Source organism: Streptomyces sp. SCSIO ZS0520 (assembly GCF_025643355.1).
GTDB lineage: Bacteria > Actinomycetota > Actinomycetes > Streptomycetales > Streptomycetaceae > Streptomyces > Streptomyces physcomitrii.
This window is the reverse complement of the sequence record NZ_CP092644.1, coordinates 2969367-2989616: the sequence shown is the minus strand read 5'-3', so window position 1 is coordinate 2989616 and position 20250 is coordinate 2969367. Positions and strand designations below refer to the sequence as shown.

18 protein-coding genes, 1 tRNA gene and 1 riboswitch are annotated in these 20250 nt (G+C 73.1%); of the genes, 15 read left to right on the top strand and 4 right to left on the bottom strand.

Translation table 11 applies throughout. From position 1 onward, the window contains the following. The first annotated feature begins 28 nt into the window (after positions 1-28). Positions 29-733, top strand: coding sequence for a response regulator (locus MID12_RS11225; protein WP_263173062.1), 705 nt, complete (start codon positions 29-31; stop codon positions 731-733). A gap of 147 nt (positions 734-880) precedes the next feature. On the opposite strand, the gene MID12_RS11220 is transcribed toward MID12_RS11225, so the two are convergent. Continuing rightward, the gene (locus MID12_RS11220) at positions 881-1783 is read right to left on the bottom strand and encodes a phosphatase PAP2 family protein (protein ID WP_263166587.1); all 903 of its coding nucleotides are present in this window, start codon (positions 1781-1783) and stop codon (positions 881-883) included. Between the two features lie 278 nt (positions 1784-2061). Continuing rightward, a complete protein-coding gene (locus MID12_RS11215; RefSeq protein ID WP_317633373.1) occupies positions 2062-3078 on the bottom strand; it encodes a GNAT family N-acetyltransferase in 1017 nt (338 codons plus the stop codon). A 330-nt stretch (positions 3079-3408) separates the two neighbouring features. On the opposite strand from MID12_RS11215, the gene MID12_RS11210 reads away from it, so the two are divergent. The 13 genes from MID12_RS11210 (at position 3409) to MID12_RS11150 (ending at position 18197) form a co-directional block, all read left to right on the top strand. Further along, a complete protein-coding gene (locus MID12_RS11210; protein ID WP_397915742.1) occupies positions 3409-4086 on the top strand; it encodes a SurA N-terminal domain-containing protein in 678 nt (225 codons plus the stop codon). Positions 4087-4155: 69 nt separating this feature from the next. Next, positions 4156-5181, top strand: a complete 1026-nt coding sequence (locus MID12_RS11205) for a nucleoside triphosphate pyrophosphohydrolase (protein ID WP_040249525.1) — start codon at positions 4156-4158, stop codon at positions 5179-5181. Between the two features lie 35 nt (positions 5182-5216). Beyond that, positions 5217-6554 carry a cytochrome P450 family protein gene (locus tag MID12_RS11200; protein ID WP_263166586.1) on the top strand — a complete coding sequence of 446 codons (1338 nt, stop codon included), beginning with the start codon at positions 5217-5219 and terminating at the stop codon, positions 6552-6554. Between the two features lie 307 nt (positions 6555-6861). Next, positions 6862-7920 (top strand): LysM peptidoglycan-binding domain-containing protein, encoded by a 1059-nt coding sequence (locus tag MID12_RS11195; protein ID WP_263166585.1) that lies wholly within the window; start codon positions 6862-6864, stop codon positions 7918-7920. A gap of 164 nt (positions 7921-8084) precedes the next feature. Further along, a riboswitch (cyclic di-AMP (ydaO/yuaA leader) is annotated at positions 8085-8302 on the top strand. A 4-nt stretch (positions 8303-8306) separates the two neighbouring features. Then, complete coding sequence (locus MID12_RS11190) at positions 8307-9008, top strand: transglycosylase family protein (RefSeq protein WP_040249519.1); 702 nt, start codon at positions 8307-8309, stop codon at positions 9006-9008. Between the two features lie 383 nt (positions 9009-9391). Then, on the top strand, positions 9392-10678 hold the full coding sequence (gene eno, locus MID12_RS11185; RefSeq protein WP_040256857.1) for a phosphopyruvate hydratase: 1287 nt from the start codon (positions 9392-9394) through the stop codon (positions 10676-10678). A gap of 101 nt (positions 10679-10779) precedes the next feature. Next, positions 10780-11277 carry an FtsB family cell division protein gene (locus MID12_RS11180; protein WP_263166583.1) on the top strand — a complete coding sequence of 166 codons (498 nt, stop codon included), beginning with the start codon at positions 10780-10782 and terminating at the stop codon, positions 11275-11277. A gap of 88 nt (positions 11278-11365) precedes the next feature. Beyond that, positions 11366-12025, top strand: a complete 660-nt coding sequence (locus tag MID12_RS11175) for a DUF501 domain-containing protein (protein ID WP_263166581.1) — start codon at positions 11366-11368, stop codon at positions 12023-12025. After that, positions 12022-12966, top strand: coding sequence for a Ppx/GppA phosphatase family protein (locus MID12_RS11170; protein ID WP_263166579.1), 945 nt, complete (start codon positions 12022-12024; stop codon positions 12964-12966). Before MID12_RS11175 ends, MID12_RS11170 begins: the two co-directional genes overlap by 4 nt. A 530-nt stretch (positions 12967-13496) precedes the next feature. Continuing rightward, complete coding sequence (locus MID12_RS11165; RefSeq protein WP_040249511.1) at positions 13497-14891, top strand: NAD(P)/FAD-dependent oxidoreductase; 1395 nt, start codon at positions 13497-13499, stop codon at positions 14889-14891. Positions 14892-15225: 334 nt separating this feature from the next. Beyond that, positions 15226-16521, top strand: a complete 1296-nt coding sequence (locus MID12_RS11160; protein ID WP_263166576.1) for an SAM-dependent methyltransferase — start codon at positions 15226-15228, stop codon at positions 16519-16521. A 367-nt stretch (positions 16522-16888) separates the two neighbouring features. After that, positions 16889-16971: transfer RNA gene (locus MID12_RS11155), tRNA-Leu, on the top strand. A gap of 329 nt (positions 16972-17300) precedes the next feature. Beyond that, positions 17301-18197, top strand: a complete 897-nt coding sequence (locus tag MID12_RS11150) for a Bax inhibitor-1/YccA family membrane protein (protein WP_040249506.1) — start codon at positions 17301-17303, stop codon at positions 18195-18197. A gap of 155 nt (positions 18198-18352) precedes the next feature. Here MID12_RS11150 and MID12_RS11145 read toward each other — a convergent pair whose 3' ends face one another. Next, positions 18353-18583, bottom strand: coding sequence for a DUF4287 domain-containing protein (locus MID12_RS11145; RefSeq protein WP_040249503.1), 231 nt, complete (start codon positions 18581-18583; stop codon positions 18353-18355). A gap of 119 nt (positions 18584-18702) precedes the next feature. Between MID12_RS11145 and MID12_RS11140 the strand changes: the two genes are divergently transcribed. Then, the gene (locus MID12_RS11140) at positions 18703-19014 is read left to right on the top strand and encodes a hypothetical protein (RefSeq protein ID WP_163011109.1); all 312 of its coding nucleotides are present in this window, start codon (positions 18703-18705) and stop codon (positions 19012-19014) included. Between the two features lie 365 nt (positions 19015-19379). Here the strand turns inward: MID12_RS11140 and MID12_RS11135 are convergent, their stop codons facing one another. Continuing rightward, a complete protein-coding gene (locus tag MID12_RS11135) occupies positions 19380-20195 on the bottom strand; it encodes a hypothetical protein (RefSeq protein ID WP_040249497.1) in 816 nt (271 codons plus the stop codon). Between the last annotated feature and the right edge of the window lie 55 nt (positions 20196-20250).

Below are 20250 nucleotides of genomic sequence, written 5' to 3'. Positions count from 1 at the left end.
ATCCGCCGCCCCGGAACCGGCCGCCGCGATCCGGGTCCTCGTCGCCGACGACGAGCCGATGATCAGGGCGGGGGTGCGCGCGGTGCTGGCCGCCGATCCGGGGGTCGAGATCGTCGCCGAGGCGGCGGACGGACGGCAGGCGGTCGAACTGGCGCAGCGGTACCGCCCGCACGTCGCCGTACTGGACATCCGGATGCCCGGCACCGACGGACTCGCCGCGCTGGCCGGGATCCGCCGGACGGTTCCCGCCACCGCCGTGGTCATGCTGACCACCTTCGGCGAGGACGAGTACATCCTCCAGGCGCTCGGTCAGGGCGCCACCGGTTTCCTCATCAAGTCGGGGGAGCCGGAGGAACTCCTCGCGGGCGTACGGGCGGTGGCCGAGGGCGCCGCCTACCTCTCGCCGCGGGTCGCGGCGCGGGTCCTGGTCCACCTGGCCGCGGGGACCGGCCCGGCGAGCCGCCGCAGCGCCGCCCGGCAGCGGGTGGAGTCGCTCACCGTACGGGAACGCGAGGTCCTCGGGCTGCTCGGCGGCGGGCTCTCCAACGGGCAGATCGCGCGCCGGCTCCATGTGGTCGAGGGCACGGTCAAGGCGCACGTCAGCTCCATCCTCGCCCGCCTCGGCGTCGGCAACCGGGCCGCGGCCGCCGTCCTCGCCCATGAGGCCGGGATCCTGCCGCCCGATCGACCCGATCGACCTGATTCATCCGATCGACCCGGTTCCTCCGCCTGAGTCCCGGCCCTGAGTTCCGGACCTGGGCCCCGGACCCGAGCCCCGTGTCCGGATCCCCTGCCCGGATCCCCTGCCCGGTTCCCCTGCCCGGTTCCCCTGCCCGGTTCCCGTGCCCGGCCCCCGTACTGCGTCCCTCGCCCAACTCCCTCAGGCGGCAGGGGAGTCGATCCTCCGCGCGGGGCTCTCGGCCCGGCCGGTGGCGGACAGGCGGTGCAGCAGTGCGGTCGCGGGCGGCAGCAGCAGGAGGACCGTTGCCGCGGTGATGCCGGAGCCGAGGGCCGCCCCGGCGACCACGTCGTGCGGGTAGTGGGCGCCGAGCAGGACGCGGCTCAGCGCCTCCGCGAGGGCGAGGGGCAGGGCGAGGGCCGCGAGGCGGGGGCGCAGCAGCACGAGACCGGTGGCGAGGCCGAAGGCCAGGGTCGTGTGGTTGCTGGTGAAGGACCAGTCGCCCGGCGGCGGGCAGGCGCCGATGGTGTCGGTGACCCCGGTCGCGCGGCAGGGGCGCTCCTCGTCGACGGCGAGCTTCACGGCCTCGCTCAGCGCGTACGCGGCCAGTGTGCCGCCCACCGCGAGCAGTGCCCCGGCGAGCGCCGCGGCGTCCCGGCGGCGCAGTCCGGACCAGCCGGTCAGCGCGAGCAGCAGGCCGAGCAGGAGCAGGAGGCCGGGGGAGGAGGCCTCCAGCGCGGTACCCGCCCAGGAGGGCACGCCCTCCGTCGCCCGGACCGCGTCGCGGTAGAGCTCCGCGGACCAGCCGTCCGTCACGTGCACCGCCCGCGGGGTGCCGAGGCCTCCGGGGGCCAGCAGGCCCACGACGGCCGCGGCGCCGAGCAGCGCGGCGAGGGCGGTCAGCAGCCGGGCCGCGGGGCCCGGCCGAGGGGTTTTCGGCCGGGGCGACCGGTGGGCTGCCGCCTCAGTTCCCGTCGGCCCGGGCGACCGGTGGGCCGCCGCCTCCGTTCCCGTCTGCGCGGCCGACCGGTGGATCGCCGCCTCCGTTCCCGTCTGCGCGGGGGAGTCCGCCTGCCTCGTCCTGGCCATGTCGCCGGTCGTCACGGTCCTCTTCTTCTGGGTGCGGGTGCGAGTAGGGGTGTGCGTGGGGGGTGTCTCTGCCGTCGTCGGCCTTGTGCTCAGCTTCTGCTTCGTCTGCTTCGTCTTCTTCTGCTGCTGCTGCTGCTTCGGCTGCCTCGTTGCCGTGGTCGAGCTTTCGCCATGCCTCCGACGCTAGGGAGTGCCGGGGGAGGGGGGACGGGACGAAGGGCGGGGACGGGCCCTGACGTTGGTCGGGGGAGCGGGTCCTCCCGTCCCGTCCCGAGGGTCCGCCTTGCCGTCCGTCACGAAGGTCCGGCTCCGATGCTCCGGGACCCCCGCCCCAGGTCGTACTGGTACAGGACTTCCTGGTGCGTGGGCCGGTAGCCGAGGCGGTCGTTGACGGCGCGCATCGGGAGGTTGCTCAGGGCGGTGTCGGTGAGGAAGCCGTCCAGGTCCGGGTACTGCTCGCAGGCCAGGCGGACCGACTCGGCCTTGAGCCACAGGGCGAGGCCCCGGCCGCGGTGCTCGGGCAGCACGCCGGTGCCGTAGTGCTGGGCGTCGCCGGTGCCCGTACCGGGGACGACGAGTTCGGTGAAGCCGACCAGGGAGCCGTCCGCCTCGTCGGCCACCGCCACCGTGTGCAGGCGGTCGCCGCGGCGGGCGACGGCCCCGGTGGCGGCGGCGACCCGGGCGGCGTCCCACACCATCGGGCCGTGGTCGGCGTCCTCCATCGGCATGTCGTCCATGGCGCGGCGGGAGGCGACGAAGGCCGCGAGCAGATGCTCGGGTACGTGGCCCGCCCAGTGCACCAACCGGTAGCCCTGGTGCGGGACTTCGGCCAGCGCCCGCACGGTGGCGAGGTCGAGCCCGCGGCGCGCGAGCCGGGTGAAGCCTAGGCGCAGCGCGGGACCGAAGCCCGACCGGGCGAGGAAGGCTGCGGCCGCCGAGTCGCCCGGCACCTGCGCCAGCACGCTGCGGCGCTCCTGCTCCCGGGCCGCGTCCAGGGCGGCGGTGAGCAGGCGCCGCCCCACGCCCTGGCGGCGGTGCGCCGGGTGGACGGTGACCTCGATCTCGGCGAGATGCTCCTGCCCCCGCGCGCACAGCAGCCGCAGGAAGGCCGAGCCGAGCGGGACGGAGTCCGGGTCCGAGGCCAGCCAGGCGAGTCTGCGGGCGGCGCCGGGCGCGGTGCCCTCCGCCTCGGTGAGCACGGTCAGTGAGGTGACGGCCACCGGGGGCGCGGCCGGGGGAGCGGGTGCCTGCGGCTGCCCGGGTACGGGCGCGGCCGGGTCGGCGGGGCGAGCGGTGGGGCGAAGGGACAAGTGCGGTTCTCCGTAAGGCGATCGGGGAGGGCTGGTGCGTAAGGGATCGGGAGCGGGCCGGGGCGTCGGGCCCAAGGAGCGGGGCGGGCCGCCCGGGACCCGGGGGTCCGAGGGTATGCCCTGGTCGGCGTCCCGAACTGTACCGAGCGTGCGGGGTCGGGCACCCTGCGGCAACGGTTTTTCAGGGGTCGCGGGCAGGGTGCCCGGGGCGGGGCTCGCTCGTTGGTCGAATCAGTGCTGTCGAACCTGTGGCCCGGGCCACCGCGACTGCCTACCATCGATCACCGCAAGACTTTGTGCACCGTCGCACAAGCTCGCCGGGAGGACACCTTGCTCAGCCTGTACCGCGGCAGCCGTCCGCGCCGCCGTCGTTCCGCGCTCGCCCTGTCCGCCGCCTTGGTGGCAGCGGCGCCGCTGCTCGCCGCCTGCGGCGACGACGCCCACCCGGGCGCGGCCGCCGTGGTCGGCGGCGAGCGCATCACGGTCTCCCAGCTGGAGAACCGGGTCAACGAGGTACGGGAGGCCCAGCGGTCCGCGACCGGCGGCGGGGCCCAGTACGCCGAGGCGATCTCCAAGAGCGGCGGCCTCGCCCGCGACACCCTGCACACCATGGTCCTGGACCGGGTGCTGCACCAGGCCGCGGCGGACTCCGGCATCAGCGTGACCCGCCGCGAGACCCAGCGGATGCGCGAGGGCCTGGAGAAGCAGGCGGGCGGCGCGAAGGCCCTGGAGGCGGGCTGGCTGCGGCAGTACGGGGTCGCCCCCGCCCGGCTCGACGCCAGCCTGCGCACCGAGCTGGAGGCCCAGAAGCTGGCCCGCAAGCTCGGCGCCGACATGCAGACCAAGGAGGGGCAGGACGTCTTCTGGCGCCATATGTCGGCCACCTCCAAGAAGCTCGACATCGACCTCAACCCCCGCTACGGCACCTGGGACGCGGTCAACAGCAAGCGCACCGACGCGAAGACGCCGTGGCTGCGCGAGGTCTCGCGGGGGCAGCAGCCGGCCTGAGGCCATGAGGCGCGGGGGTGCCCGGCCGCTGCCGTCGGGTGCCCCGCCCGGGTGGGTTACGTTCGGTGCGTGAACGCCACTTCGCAGACGGCCGCGGGCCGCATCGTCCTGCTCACCACCAGCCACCGGGTCGCCCCCGGGCTGCTGTCCTGGCCCGCCTGGCAGACGCTGCACGCCGCCGACCGCGTGCTCTGCGCGGATGCCGCACACGTACAGCTGCCGTATCTGCGGGACGCCGGGGTCGAGGTCGCGCGGGAGGCGCCGCTCGCCCGGGAGCTGGTCGACTGGTGCGCGGGCGGGCGCACGGTGGTCGTCGTCGCCACCGGTGAGGGCGACCGGAAGCTCACCGACGGGCTCGCCGCGCTGGCCGGTTCGGGCCGGGTGACCATGCCCGAGCTGGAACTCCTCCCCGGCTCCTACGACCTCCCCGGCGCCCGCCTCCTCGACCTCGTCCAGGTGATGGACCAGATCCGCGCCGAGTGCCCCTGGTCCTCCCGGCAGACCCACGAGGGGCTCGCGAAGTACGCGATCGAGGAGGCGTACGAACTCGTCGAGGCGATCGAGGACGGCGACCGGGCGGAACTGCGCGAGGAGTTGGGCGACGTCCTGCTCCAGGTCGTCTTCCACGCCCGGATCGCCCAGGAGGGGCCCGCCGCCGGGGACGCGGCGGCGGGAGAAGAGGAAGGGGACGGCGAGGAGGAGGTGGGCGCCTTCTCCCTCGACGATGTCGCCGCCGGGATCGTCGCCAAGCTCATCCACCGCCACCCGCACGTCTTCGGCGAGGAGAGCGCCGAGACCCCCGAGGACGTGGAGGCGCTCTGGCGGCGCACCAAGGCGGAGGAGAAGCAGCGCGACTCCCTCACCGACGGCGTCCCGCTCGGTCAGCCGGGCCTCGCCCTCGCCGCCAAGCTCGCCTCCCGGGTGCGCACCGCGGGCCTCGACGTGCCCCTGCCCACCGGCGAGGGCATCGGCTACCGGCTGCTCGCCCTCGCCCTGGACGCCCAGGAGCAGGGCGTGGACCCCGAGGCGGCCCTGCGCTCCGCGGCCCGCGCCTACCGGGACGCCATCCGGGCGGCGGAGCAGGGCCAGGCCTGACGGCGGTGGCGAGCGGGACGAGAGGAAGTCAGCACGTGTCCGAGCAGGTGGGGCGGAACGGACAGGCCGGGGAGCCCGGCGGCCCGGACGCCCCGGCCGCCGCCCCCGGAAGCTGCCCGGTCGCCGGTGCCGAGAGCCCGCCCGACCTCTTCACCTGGGAGTTCGCGGCGGATCCGTACCCGGCCTACGCCTGGCTGCGCACCCACGCGCCCGTGCACCGCACCCGGCTGCCGAGCGGGGTGGAGGCCTGGCTGGTGACGCGGTACGCGGACGCCCGGGCGGCGCTGGCCGATCCGCGGCTCAGCAAGAACCCGGCGCACCACGACGAGCCCGCGCACGCCAAGGGGAAGACCGGTATCCCGGGCGAGCGCAAGGCCGAGCTGATGACGCATCTGCTGAACATCGACCCGCCGGACCACACCCGGCTGCGCCGCCTCGTCTCCAAGGCCTTCACCCCGCGCCGGGTGGCCGAATTCGCGCCCAGGGTCCAGGAGTTGACCGACTCGCTGATCGACTCCTTCGCCGCGCGCGGCAGCGCCGACCTGATCCACGAGTTCGCCTTCCCACTGCCGATCTACGCGATCTGCGAACTGCTCGGCGTCCCGCGCGAGGACCAGGACGACTTCCGGGACTGGGCGGGCATGATGATCCGGCACGGCGGCGGCCCCCGCGGCGGTGTCGCGCGCTCGGTGAAGAAGATGCGCGCCTACCTGGCCGAACTCATCCACCGCAAGCGCGAGGACCTCGGCGAGGAGTCCGCGCGGGACGACCTGATCTCCGGCCTGATCCGCGCCTCCGACCACGGCGAGCACCTCACCGAGAACGAGGTCGCCGCGATGGCCTTCATCCTGCTCTTCGCGGGCTTCGAGACCACGGTCAACCTGATCGGCAACGGTACGTACACGCTGCTCCGCAATCCTGACCGGCGGGCCGAGTTCCAGCGGGCGGTGGCCGAGGAGGACACCGCGCTGCTCGCCTCCTCGGTCGAGGAACTGCTGCGCTACGACGGCCCGGTGGAGCTGGCCACCTGGCGGTTCGCGACCCGGCCGCTGGAGATCGGCGGGCAGCGGATCGCGAGCGGCGACCCGGTGCTCGTGGTGCTGGCCGCCGCCGACCGCGACCCGGCCCGCTTCCCCGCCCCCGACACCCTCGACCTCGCCCGCACCGACAACCAGCACCTCGGCTACGGCCACGGCATCCACTACTGCCTCGGCGCACCCCTGGCCCGCCTGGAGGGCCAGTACGCGCTCGGCACCCTGCTCCGCCGCCTCCCGGACCTGCGCCTCGCCGCGGAACCGGAGGAGCTGCGCTGGCGCGGCGGCCTCATCATGCGCGGACTGCGCACCCTGCCGGTCAGCTTCACCCCGCGGTAGGGCGGCCACCGCAGGGTGCCCGCGGCGGGCGGTCCGTCCTCGGGCGGACGGGGCGTCGTACCGCGTATGTCGGACATGCGCGGCAGTCGGTCCGCGGCTCCGTCGACCCGCTTTGCGGACTCGGGGCGAACCCCGGTCACTGCCCTGAACTGCCTCTGGGCATGCGGAATTGACGGAGCGTCAGGATTGTGATGTACGCGTGATCTCCGCTGCATCGACTTGTGACAAGCGTTCGACTCCGGCTACGTTCTCGGGCAACTCGGCGGCTGGTCACAGCCGTCACCGCTGTCACGCGAAAGGCCACGGCATGCTCTCCGGGAACGGTCGCCATCGACGCCCCCGCCAGGCTCCGGCGTTCGTCGTCACGGCGGGGGTGACCGGCTCCGCGCTGGCCCTGCCCCTGCTCGCCGGGACCTCCGCGCACGCCGCGGACAAGGCCACCTGGGACCGCCTCGCCGACTGCGAGAGCGGTGGCGCCTGGAGCGCGAACGAGGGCAACGGCCATTACGGCGGGCTCCAGTTGACGCAGCGTGACTGGGAGTCCTACGGCGGCCTCGACTTCGCGGCCCGCCCCGACCTCGCCAGCCGCTCGCAGCAGATCGCCGTGGGCCAGAAGCTCCTGGACGACAAGGGCCCGGCGGCCTGGCTGGCCTGCGCCGCCGTCGCCGAGCTGACCGGCGGCGGCCCGGAGCCCTCGGTCGACCCCGGCGTCCCGGACTCCAGCAGCCCGAAGCCGAGCGACAGTCCGAAGCCGGATGACGGCGGCGAGCCGTCCGGGTCGCCCTCGCCCTCCGGTTCCGGCGGCGACTCCGACAAGAAGGACGATCCGAACCCTTCGGACTCGGCGGATCCGACGGACTCGGCCGGCTCGGCGGACCCGTCAGGCTCCCCGAGCGAATCGGATGAGTCGGGTGAAAAGGGTGAGTCCGGCGCCCCGGAAGCCGACCCGAGCGCCACCCCCGAGGACTCCGCCACCCCGGGCGACGGTGACGGCAAAACCGGCGACGAGGGTGATTCCGGTACGGATCGCGGCAACTCCCCTGGCTCCGGCGGGGGTTCGGGTTCCGGCGGGGAGGGTTCCGGCCGCCATCGCGGTGAGCCCGCGCCCGACGCGGACGTCCCCGACCGCCCGGGGAACTCCACCGGCCGCCACTCCCGTCCCGGTGACTCGCCCGCGGCCGGGGACGGTTCGTACTCCGTGCGGCCGGGCGACAGCCTGTCGATGATCGCGGAAGCACAGGATGTGGACGGCGGATGGCCCGCGCTCTACGCGCTCAACAAGGAGACGGTGGGCGCCGATCCCGACCTCATCCTGCCCGGTCAGAGCCTTGCACTTGCCTCCGAAACGGACGCTCCCCAGGGCTAGTTCGGCAGCTATTGTCCGCTTTGGTGAAACTGAGACATGAGTCTCAGAAGCCCTGATCGTCTTTGGAGATCCGGCGAGCGCGTGTTTACGGTCGTGACCGCTCGCCACAGCGGGCTCCGTGTGACCGTCACGCCGAATCCTGCCGGCGGTCCCCGGGAAACTCGTCGCGTGAAGCGCCGTTGGCAGGAGCGGGGGAACCAAGGTTTGCGCCGGGTCCCAGGGGCCGGGCAGCACATGCTGCCCACTTCGGGAAACGGCTAGGGGTGAAGTCGCACAGCGCGAGCGTGCGGCCGGGCAATTCGCCTTCTGCTCTTACGGAGCGGGGGGCACCCCATCGGCCCGAACCCGACAGCTCACCTCGCAGGCGTCGGTGAGGGGATCTCTTCATGCTGCTTTCCGGCAAGGGCAAGCACCGCCGCCCGACCGTCTTCAACCGCACCACCCGTGTCGTCACGCTCGCCGGCGTCGCCGGTGCCGCCATCGCCGCGCCGCTGGTCACCAGCGGTTCCGCCTCCGCCGCCACCGCCTCCGAGTGGGACAAGGTCGCCCAGTGCGAGTCCGGCGGCGACTGGTCGATCAACACCGGCAACGGCTTCTACGGCGGCCTGCAGTTCACCAACTCCACCTGGGCCGGCTACGGCGGCACCCAGTACGCCGCCCGTGCCGACCAGGCCACCAAGGAGCAGCAGATAGCCGTCGCCGAGAAGGTGCTCGCCGGTCAGGGCAAGGGCGCCTGGCCGTCCTGCGGTGTCGGCCTGTCCAGCACCCCGTACGGCGGCGGCGCCCCGCAGTCCGGTGGTCAGCAGGAGAGCAAGCCCGCCGAGCAGCGCTCCTCGCGCTCCGCGGAGCGTCCGGCCCCGGCGAAGAAGGCCGAGCCGAAGGCCGAGAAGAAGACCGTCACCACCCCGACCGGCAAGAAGGTCGCCAAGGGTGACGGCGAGTACAAGGTGGTCAAGGGCGACACGCTCAGCGAGATCGCCGCCGAGCACAAGGTCAAGGGCGGCTGGGCCAAGCTCTTCAAGCTCAACGACGACATCGTCGACGAGGCCGACCTCATCTACCCGGGCCAGCAGCTGCACCTGCGCTGACCCCGCACGGCCGGACCGGCCGGGCCCCGCGCCCGGCCCGTCCCCCGCACAAGGACCGCCCCGCCCCACGCGTCATCCCCCGTACGCGTGGGGCGGGGCTCTTGTCTGCCGCCGTGCCGCCGCGGTGCTCCTGCCGGGGCGTACCGGGTTCCGGAAGTGACCGGCCGGTAGCCGTACTCCGGCTGACGGGGCGGTGGCCGCAGGGGGACATGAAATGCGTATGTTCATCCTGTTATTCGTATCTTTTGGTCGTCTTTTCGTCCCGGTACGTGGGCCGTCGGGCGGGGCCGGTGCCCACTGCGGATAGGCTCTTGGCGCAAGGACACCCCCGCACAAAGGCGTGCTCCCGCATTCCACGCGTCACATCCCAGAAGGAGATGCTCGTGCCGTCCATCGACGTCGTCGTAGCCCGGGAAATCCTGGACTCCCGAGGCAACCCCACGGTCGAGGTCGAGGTAGGCCTCGACGACGGAAGCACCGGCCGTGCCGCCGTCCCCTCCGGTGCCTCCACCGGTGCCTTCGAAGCCCTGGAACTCCGCGACCAGGACGCGAGCCGCTACAACGGCAAGGGCGTGGAGAAGGCCGTACTCGCCGTCATCGAGCAGATCGGCCCCGAGCTGGTCGGCTACGACGCCACCGAGCAGCGCCTGATCGACCAGGCGATGTTCGACCTGGACGCCACCCCGGACAAGTCCTCGCTCGGAGCCAACGCCATCCTCGGCGTCTCGCTCGCCGTGGCGCACGCCGCCTCCGAGGCCTCCGACCTGCCGCTCTTCCGCTACCTGGGTGGCCCCAACGCGCACCTGCTCCCGGTGCCGATGATGAACATCCTCAACGGCGGTTCGCACGCGGACTCCAACGTCGACATCCAGGAGTTCATGATCGCGCCGATCGGCGCCGAGTCCTTCTCCGAGGCCCTGCGCTGGGGCGCCGAGGTCTACCACACCCTCAAGAAGGTGCTGAAGGACCGCGGCCTGTCCACCGGCCTCGGCGACGAGGGCGGCTTCGCCCCCAACCTCGGCTCCAACCGCGAGGCCCTCGACCTCATCCTCGTCGCGATCAAGGAGGCCGGTTACGTCCCCGGCCAGCAGATCGCGCTCGCCCTCGATGTCGCCGCCTCCGAGTTCTACAAGGACGGCGCCTACGAATTCGAGGGCAAGTCCCGCTCCGCCGCCGAACTCACCGAGTACTACGAGGAGTTGGTCGCCGCCTACCCGCTGGTCTCCATCGAGGACCCGCTCTTCGAGGACGACTGGGACGGCTGGAAGGTCATCACCGACCGCCTCGGCGACAAGGTGCAGCTGGTCGGCGACGACCTCTTCGTCACCAACCCGGAGCGCCTGGCCCGCGGCATCGACGAGGGCGCCGCCAACTCCCTCCTGGTCAAGGTCAACCAGATCGGCTCGCTGACCGAGACCCTGGACGCCGTCGAACTGGCCCAGCGCAACGGCTTCAAGTGCATGATGTCGCACCGCTCCGGCGAGACCGAGGACGTCACCATCGCCGACCTCGCCGTCGCCACCAACTGCGGCCAGATCAAGACCGGCGCCCCGGCCCGCTCCGAGCGCGTCGCCAAGTACAACCAGCTGCTGCGCATCGAGGAGATCCTCGACGACGCCGCGGTGTACGCCGGCCGCAGCGCCTTCCCGCGCTTCAGCGCCGACCAGTAGTCCCGCGTCCGGGCCCCGCGCCCGGTTGACCGTGTCCCTGCCCCCGGTCCCGTACCGTGTGCGGGGACACGGTGACGTACAGCGCAGTGGGGAGGCGGGCGATGGCCGGCAGGAAGGCTCCGGGCGGACCGCGGGATGCCGACAGGTTCTCCACCTCCACCCGGCTCCGGCTGATCGGCGAGCAGACCGCCGAGCGCGTCTACCGCTCCCAGACCCGGCGCCAGGCCCGCCGCTCCCGGCTCACCGGCCGCGCGGCCCTGCTCGCCCTGGTGCTCTGCTCGCTGGTGGTGGCCCTCGCCTATCCCATGAGGCAGTACGTCTCCCAGCAGGCCGAGATCGACGAGCTGCGCCGGGAGAAGGCCGAGCGCCGCGAGGAGGTCGAACGGCTCCGCGACGCCAAGGCCCGCTGGCAGGACGACAGGTTCGCCGAGCAGCAGATCCGCGCCCGACTGCACTACGTACGCCCCGGGGAGACCGGCTACACCGTGGTCGGCCCCGACGCCACCCGCGCCCGCCCGCGGACCGAGGGCGCCACCGACCGCCCCTGGTACGCCAATGTCTGGGACGGCGTGGACAAGGCCGACCGCTCCGGCGGCTGAGCCCGCCCGCCGCACCCGCGGACCGGCGCCCCCTCGGGCCGGGCCGCCCCACTCGCCGCCCCATATGAGGAAAGACGACAGTTCAGGCATGGACACCCCCGACCACCGACCGACCGAAGACCCCGCGGGCAACCGCCCCGCGCCCCCGGCCGGCCGGACCGCCTCGCCGCACGGGGACCTCGCCGTCCTGCACCGCGCGGACCTGCCGCCGACCCCGCGCACCCTCCCGGTCGACGCCGATGTCGAGGCCTTCGAGCAGCAACTCGGCCGCCCCCCGCGCGGACTGCGGGCCATCGCGCACCGCTGCCCCTGCGGCGAACCGGACGTGGTGGAGACCGCGCCGAGGCTCCCGGACGGCACCCCCTTCCCGACGCTGTACTACCTGACCTGCCCGCGGGCCTCCTCCGCGATCGGCACCCTGGAGGCCGAGGGCGTCATGAAGGAGATGACCGCCCGCCTCGCCGAGGACCCCGAACTCGCCGCCGCCTACCGCTCGGCGCACGAGGACTACCTCCGCCGCCGCGACGAGATCGAGGAGCTGACCGGCTTCCCGAGCGCGGGCGGCATGCCGGACCGGGTGAAGTGCCTGCACGTCCTCGTCGCGCACGCGCTCGCGGCGGGCCCGGGCGTCAACCCGCTCGGCGACGAGGCCATCGAGCTGCTGCCCGCCTGGTGGCGCAAGGGCCCCTGCGTGAGCCACCCGTCGGCCGCCCCGGCCGACTCCGACGAGCCCGAGGAGCAGGCATGACCAGGGTCGCGGCCGTCGACTGCGGCACCAACTCCATCCGCCTCCTGGTCGCCGACGCCGACCCGGCCACCGGTCGACTCACCGACCTGGACCGGCGGATGGAGATCGTCCGGCTCGGCCAGGGCGTCGACCGCACCGGCCGCCTCGCCCCCGAGGCCCTGGAGCGCACCTTCGCCGCCTGCCGCCAGTACGCCGCGGTCGTCAAGGAGCACGGCGCCGAGCAGCTGCGCTTCCTCGCCACCTCCGCCTCCCGGGACGCCGAGAACCGCGACGACTTCGTGGCGGGCGTACGGGAGATCCTCGGCGTCGAACCCGAGGTGATCACCGGGGCGCAGGAGGCCGAGTTCTCCTTCACCGGCGCCACCAAGGAGCTGACCGGCCGCACCGACCTGGCCACCCCCTACCTGGTGGTGGACATCGGCGGCGGCTCCACCGAGTTCGTGGTCGGCGACCAAGGGGTGCGCGCCGCCCGCTCCGTGGACATCGGCTGCGTGCGGATGACCGAACGGCACCTGGTCCACGAGGGCCGGATCACCGACCCGCCGACCGAGGCGCAGATCGCCGCCATACAAGGGGACGTCGAGGCCGCCCTCGACGAGGCGGAGCGCACGGTGCCGCTGCGCGAGGCCAAGACCCTGGTGGGACTGGCGGGTTCGGTGACCACCCTCGCCGGGATCGCCCTGGACCTGCCCGCCTACGACTCGGCGGTCATCCACCACTCCCGGATCGCCTACGCCCAGGTCGACGCCATCACCGACCGCCTGCTGCGCGCCACCCACGCCGAACGCGCCGCCGTGCCGGTCATGCACCCCGGCCGGGTGGACGTCATCGGCGCGGGCGCCCTCATCCTGCGCGGCATCATGGACCGCTGCGGCGCCACCGAGGTCGTGGTGAGCGAGCACGACATCCTGGACGGGATCGCCTGGAGCGTGGCGGGCTGAGGGGCGGGGGAGCGTTGCCGGTTGCCGGTCCCGCGGTCCGCCTCCCGCTGTCCCTCTCCTCACCCTCCTCCTCTCACACTGCTCCCCGCCTTCCGCGGAGCCTCTTGTTACTTACGGGTAATGCTTCGCCTGAGCAGTTCCGGTATCGTCTGAGCGCGCCCTCGGGGGCCCTGGGAGCCCCCGGAAAAGACCTCGCCGAGAATGTTCGTGAAGTTCTTCACAAGGATTGGCGCCCAGAGGAACCCATAAGGCGCCCGTAAAGGCCGCTTCCGGCGGTCCGGGGCCCGTCCCGGCTCAACTCCGCCAGGGTGATGGCGTGTTACATCCCTGTGAACTGAGGTGAGCGCCCGCCATCGCCTGGGAATCGGAGGCGCAGCTCAGGGGGGTTGCCGGTGCGAGTGAGTACACGACTGTACGGCGCGCTTCGTGTGATCTGCGCAAAATGAGCCGCGCAGTGTAGCAGAAGGTGTGCAGATGCTTGTGAAGGGGCGCACGAGCGACCCCCTCCAGGCGGGTGGATACTCGATGGCATGAGCACCACGGAGCGTCCCAGGATCCTCGTAGTAGGCGGCGGATACGTCGGCTTGTACGCGGCTCGCCGCATCCTCAAGAAGATGCGTTACGGCGAGGCGACCGTCACCGTTGTCGACCCGCGCTCGTACATGACCTACCAGCCCTTCCTCCCCGAAACGGCCGCCGGCAGCATCTCGCCCCGGCACGTCGTCGTTCCGCTGCGACGCGTGCTGCCGAAGGCCGAGGTCCTCACCGGGCGGGTCACCACCATCGACCAGGACCGCAAGGTCGCCACGATCGCCCCGCTGGTCGGCGAGGCGTACGAGCTGCCCTTCGACTACCTGGTGATCGCGCTCGGCGCGGTCTCCCGCACCTTCCCGATCCCCGGCCTCGCCGAGCAGGGCATCGGCATGAAGGGCATCGAGGAGGCCATCGGCCTGCGCAACCACGTCCTCGAGCAGCTCGACAAGGCCGACTCCACGACCGACGAGGAGGTCCGCCGCAAGGCGCTCACCTTCGTCTTCATCGGTGGCGGCTTCGCGGGCGCGGAGACGGTCGGCGAGGTGGAGGACATGGCGCGCGACGCGGCCAAGTACTACACCAACGTCAAGCGCGAGGACATGCGCTTCGTCCTCGTCGACGTCGCCGACAAGATCCTCCCCGAGGTCGGCCCCAAGCTCGGCCAGTACGGCAAGGAGCACCTGGAGAGCCGCGGCGTCGAGGTCTACCTCAAGACCGGCATGGACTCCTGCGTGGACGGGCACGTGGTGCTCGGCAACGGCCTGGAGGTCGACTCCAACACCATCGTGTGGACCGCCGGTGTGAAGCCGAACCCGGCGCTCGCCCGCTACGGCCTGCCGCTCGGCCCCCGCGGCCACGTCGACACCCGGCCCACCCTCCAGGTGCAGGGCACCGACTACATCTGGGCCGCGGGCGACAACGCGCAGATCCCCGATGTGGCCGCGCGCAAGGCGGGCAACGAGAACGCCTGGTGCCCGCCCAACGCCCAGCACGCGCTGCGCCAGTCCAAGGTCCTCGGCGACAACGTCATCTCCGGTATGCGGGGCTTCCCGCAGAAGGAGTACAGCCACGCCAACAAGGGCGCGGTGGCGGGCCTCGGCCTGCACAAGGGCGTCGCGATGATCGTCCTCGGCAAGCTGAAGATCAAGGTCAAGGGCCGCCTCGCCTGGTACATGCACCGCGGCTACCACGGTCTGGCGATGCCGACCTGGAACCGCAAGATCCGCGTCTTCGCCGACTGGACCCTCGCGGTCTTCCTCAAGCGCGAGGTCGTCTCGCTCGGCGCGATCGAGACCCCGCGCGAGGAGTTCTACGAGGCGGCCAAGCCCGCCCCGGCACCGGCGGCGGCCCAGCCCGTCGCCCCCGCGGGGGAGCGGGCCAAGGCCTCCTGACCCCCCGTCCCGTACGGCCCTGAAGGGGCGCTCGCCATCCGTGGTGCGAGCGCCCCTTCGGCGTTCCCGGGCGCCCGCGCGTACGCAGGTCCGGGCGCCCGCGCGTGCGTGTGTCTGGGCGCCCGCTCGCGCGCGGGGCGCATGGGGCTGGTGCGGGGCGTATGGGGCCGGTGGGGCGCTCATGCCCCGGTGGGGCGGGCCCGGAGCCCACTTACGTGCCCCAGGCAACTTCTTTGCCCAGGCATGACCCGGCAACGGGACTGTGCGCGGCCCCGGTTGGTGTTTACGTGGTATCGGGCGCTTTGCTCGGGCTGAAGCCACGGAGGTGTGCGTGATGCGGGACGCGGCACGGCAGCTGCAGTCGGTTGCCGAGGAACTGTTGGGGACCGGGCTGCCGCTGCGGCTGCGCGCCTGGGACGGCAGCGAGGCGGGCCCGCCCGGCGGCCCGGTGCTCGTCGTCCGCAACCGCCGCGCGCTGCGCCGGCTGCTCTTCAAGCCAGGCGAACTCGGCCTCGCCCGCGCCTGGGTGGCGGGCGACCTCGATGTCGAGGGCGACCTCTACGCCGCCCTCGCGCTGCTCTCCGGGCTCATCTGGGAGCGCGGGGAGGACGCCCGCGGCCTCGGTGCGGCGCTGCGCGAGCCGGGCGTGCGCGCCGCCGTGCGCCGGCTCGTGGCCCTGGCCCGCCCGCTGCTGCCGCCCGCCCCGCCGGCCGAGGAGCGCCGCCGCCCCGGCCTGCTGCACCGGCACACCAGACGCAGCGACCGGCAGGCCATCGGCCACCACTACGACGTCGGCAACGACTTCTACGCGCTCGTCCTCGGGCCCTCCATGGTCTACTCCTGCGCCTACTGGGGCGGCCCGGAGGACACCCTCGAAGCCGCCCAGCGCGACAAGCTGGAGCTGGTCTGCCGCAAGCTCGGGCTGCGGCCCGGGATGCGGCTGCTCGACGTCGGCTGCGGCTGGGGGTCGATGGCGATCCACGCCGCCCGGGAGCACGGGGTGCGGGTCGTCGGGGTCACCCTCTCCGCCGAGCAGGCCGCCTTCGCCCGCAAGCGGGTGGCCGACGCGGGCCTGACCGACCGGGTCGAGATCCGCGTCCAGGACTACCGCGACGTCGCCGACGGCCCCTTCGACGCCGTCTCCTCCATCGGCATGGCCGAGCACGTCGGCGCCGCCCGCTACCTGGAGTACGCGCGCACCCTGCACGGCCTCCTGGCCCCCGGCGGGCGGCTGCTCAACCACCAGATCGCCCGGCCCCCGCAGCGCGACGAGGGCGCGTACGAGGTCGACGCCTTCATCGACGCCTATGTCTTCCCCGGCGGCGAACTCGCCCCGGTCGGCACCACCGCGGGGCTCCTGGAGGAGGCCGGTTTCGAGGTGCGCGACCTGGAGGGCCTGCGCGAGCACTACGCGCTGACGCTGCGCGGCTGGGTCGCCAACCTGGAGCGGGAGTGGCGCCGGGCCGGCGCCCTCACCACCCCGGGCCGGGCCCGCGTCTGGCGCCTGTACATGGCCGCCTCGGCGCTCGCCTTCGAGTCCGGGCAGCTCGGGGTGAACCAGGTGCTCGCGGTGCGCGCCGCGGACGGGGGCGGCTCCGGCCTGCCGCTGCGGACCCGCGACTGGCGGTGAGCCCCCGGCGGCCCCGGCGCGGACCCGGGGCCGCCGTCCGGCAACCGCCGCTATCTGTCTTCAACTACCCTTATGCGGAGGGAAGTTGAGTTGTAGTCTGCATTTACGGAGGGTCATCTTCCGGCCTGGCGGGGCCTGTTGCCGGGTGGTCAGGGGCCGGGGAGGCTCTCGGGGGCGGCGATATTCCGTCAATCCCTGGCAGCGCCTCCGCGGCGCCGAGGCCTGCGCTGGCGGGCCCGAACACCCGGTGGAGAGATCTGACGCGCCCTCAGACGCCCATAAAATAAGACAGTATCGGCCCCGGGTGCCGATCGTCGCCGGGGCCCGTCCCGATAGTCTCGAACCGCTCGATGCGGAGCCATGGCCTGCCCGGATGGTGGAATGCAGACACGGCGAGCTTAAACCTCGCTGCCCCTCGGGGGCGTACCGGTTCAAGTCCGGTTCCGGGCACCTCCGCGCCCACGTTCCCCGGTGCTCCACCGCACCCGGAAGAAGCCGGAAGAAGATCGTACCGGTGCGCGGACGGTGCCCCCGAAGGCCGCGGGCCCGCCCGGTCCGTCGTGCGGCGCCGGAGTCCGTACGGATCCCGGCCGGACCGCACCGGCCCGGGCCGCCCGGCGCACGGGCCGACCGCCCGCCGACGTGGAATCTCCCCCTCGCGTACCGTGTTGCGAGTCACAGGCGGAGGCGAAAGATCCTCCCCAGGCAGTACTGTCAGTCTTTTGCCTACGCATTACTCTTGAGCCAAGGCCGTGCAGTGCGGCCGATGGAGGAGTGACATGAGGAGCAGCAACCCGGTCTTCTCGCGACGGGGCTTCAGCCGCGACAACGGCTACGCGGGCTTCAACGCCGCGCCCCAGGCCGGGGGACCCGCCGTCGCGACGCAGGGCAACCCGTACGCGGGTCAGCAGCAGGCCCCCGCGAACCCGTACGCCCAGAACCCGTACGCCCCCCAGGACCAGCAGTACGGCGCCCCGCAGGCGCCGGCCGCCACCCGTATGACGATGGACGACGTCATCATGCGCACGGCGAGCACGCTGGGCCTGCTGGTCGTCACGGCCGCGCTCGCCTGGGCGCTGCTGCCGGTCGACGACGCCAACATCAGCAAGTCCTACGGCATCGCCATCGGCGCCGGTCTCGTCGCGATGGTGCTCGGCCTGGTGCAGGCCTTCAAGCGCAAGGCCTCGCCGCCGCTGATCCTCGCCTACGCCGCCCTGGAGGGCGTCTTCCTCGGCGTGGTCTCCAGCGTGGTCGACAACCGCATCGCCGACGGCGCGGCCATGCAGGCCGTGATCGGCACGATCAGCGTCTTCGGCGCGGTCCTGCTCGCCTACAAGGCCGGCTGGATCCGGGTGAACCGCCGCTTCTACGGATTCGTGATGGCGGCCGCGGTCGGCTTCCTGATCCTGATGGCCGTGAACCTGCTCTTCATGGTCTTCGGCGGCGGTGACGGCCTCGGCTTCCGCAGCGGCCCGCTCGGCGTGGTCTTCGGCGTCATCGGCATCCTGCTCGGCGCGGCCTTCCTCGCCATGGACTTCAAGCAGGTCGAGGACGGCATCGCCTACGGCGCCCCGCGCGAGGAGTCCTGGCTCGCGGCCTTCGGCCTCACCATGACCCTGGTCTGGATCTACATGGAGTTCCTGCGCATCATCGCCATCCTGCAGGGGAACGACTAGCGCCCACCGATCCGGTGACGGTCCCGCCCGCCGGGACCGTGGACCGGCACAGCGAAGGGCCCGCGGCTTCGGCCGCGGGCCCTTCGGCGTCGTCCGGGGCGGATAGGGGTGGTGGCGGTCCTGGAAGAGAGCGGGTGAGGGTGTCGGCGGTGCGGCTAGCCCAGCTTGCGGGCGGCCCGGCGCAGGTCGTACTCGTGGATGATCGCCTTGGCGTGCCCGTACGCGAGGTCGTGCTCGGAGCGGAGCCAGCTGACCTTCTCCTCGAAGCGGAAGAGGGAAGGGCCTTCCTCGACGGTTCGCAGCCAGTCGGAGATCTCGCGGCCGGTGCACGCGGGAATCCTGGCGAGCAGATTGCGGTGGGTCTCCTGCGAGAAGAGTTGAGACATCGGCGCCTCCGGACGCGTTCGATGTGGTCCGTCCTTCACGTCACCGTGCCTGAGCGTCCGGGAGTTGGCAACAGTCCCGTACGGGCGCATCGGATCGCGGCGCGCTATAGGGTCACCGGGTGCTCGATACGACCCCCCTCATGGACGCCGTCCTGCGCTTCGCCGACCGGCTGCGGGCCGCCCCGCAGAGCAGGCTGCAACGGGGCGCCGCCGCCGAGGCCCTGGCGCTCGCCCGTGAACTCGCCCGCCGCGCCCAGCTGATCGAGGAGCCGGAGCGTACGCCCCGGGAGATGCCGGAGGCCGGGATGTTCGCGGTGGCCGACCAGCTCACCGTCGCGGGACGGGACCTGGCGCTCGTACTGACCGCCGCGGAGGCGCTCGACGAGTCCGTCGCCCTGGTGGAGGAGGCGCACAAGCGGGCGGGGGTCTGAGCCCGGGAGCGGCCTGAGAGTGCGAGCCCGCCGAGGTGAACTCGGCGCTGTGGGCTCGCCGATGTGGGCTCGTGGGTGCGGGTCCCTGCCGGTGTGTTCTCGCGGGTGCGCCGGGCGGCTGTGCCGGGCGCCTGTGCGGCGGTGCCCGGGCTCCCGGGCACACAGACGCGCCGGGGCGTGGGGCCCCGGCGCGGACGTGGCGGCGGGTGGTGGGGCGGAGCCCCGGACCCGCGGGAGGCGGACCGGTCGACGGTGACGGGTCCCTCGTGCGTGCGGTGCGCGGGCGCGGTGCGTGTGAGGCGGTGCCCAGGCGCGGTGCGTGTGCGCGGTGTGGTGTGCGCGTGGTGCGGTGTGTGCGGTGCCGGTCAGGCGGAGGCGATCACCCGGTCCGCGAGGACGTAGACATTGTCCTCGCCGCAGGCGAAGGTCAGCGAGTAGGCGCCCGAGACCCCGGAACCGCCGAGCAGTACCGGCGCCTCGCCGTTGACCAGGGCGGCGGCCAGCTGCTGCGCGGTCTCCCGGTGGCCGGGGGTCATGCAGAGCGTGGTCCCGTCCGCGAAGACGTAGACGTCGAGGGTGCCGAGCGGTCCGGGCCGGACGTCCGCCAGCTCGGTGCCGGACTCGGCGAGTTCCTCCAGGGCGGCCACCGTGCGCTCGTGGTCCCCGGTCACCGGCGACCGGTCCGGCACGAAGTCCGGGTGGGAGGGGTGGCGGCGCCGGGCGGCGGCCAGCTCCGGCGAGTCACCGGAGGCCTCGTGCGGCCCCGCGGAGTGGCCCAGCTGGTTCTCCTCGAACTCCACCGTGGCCTCGGCGAGATGCTCCAGGCCGATGAAGTCCGCCTGCCGCGGCAGGAAGAGGTCGTCGGCGGGCAGGCCGAGCAGCGAGGGCGAGTCGGAGGCGTCCCGCGCCTCCTGGGCGGCCCAGAAGGCGCGTGCCTCGGCGAGTTCGCGCTCGCGCTCCTCGGCCAGCGCCTCCGCGACGGCGGTACGTATCTGCTCGGTGTCCGCGGCGGTACGGGCCGCCGGAATCGAGGCCTCGGCCCGCAGGGCGGTGCTCTCGGCCAGTTCCGCGCGCAGCGAGGTGAGCTGGCCGCGCAGTCCTCGTACGGTGTGCAGCGCGGCGGTGCCGACGGCCGTGGCGGCGGCCGTGGCGAGCAGCAGAGCTATGGGGATGGCGCTCACTGAATAGACTCCCGGTTCAGTCGACCCCCGACTTCTTACCTCAGCTTGAAGCCGG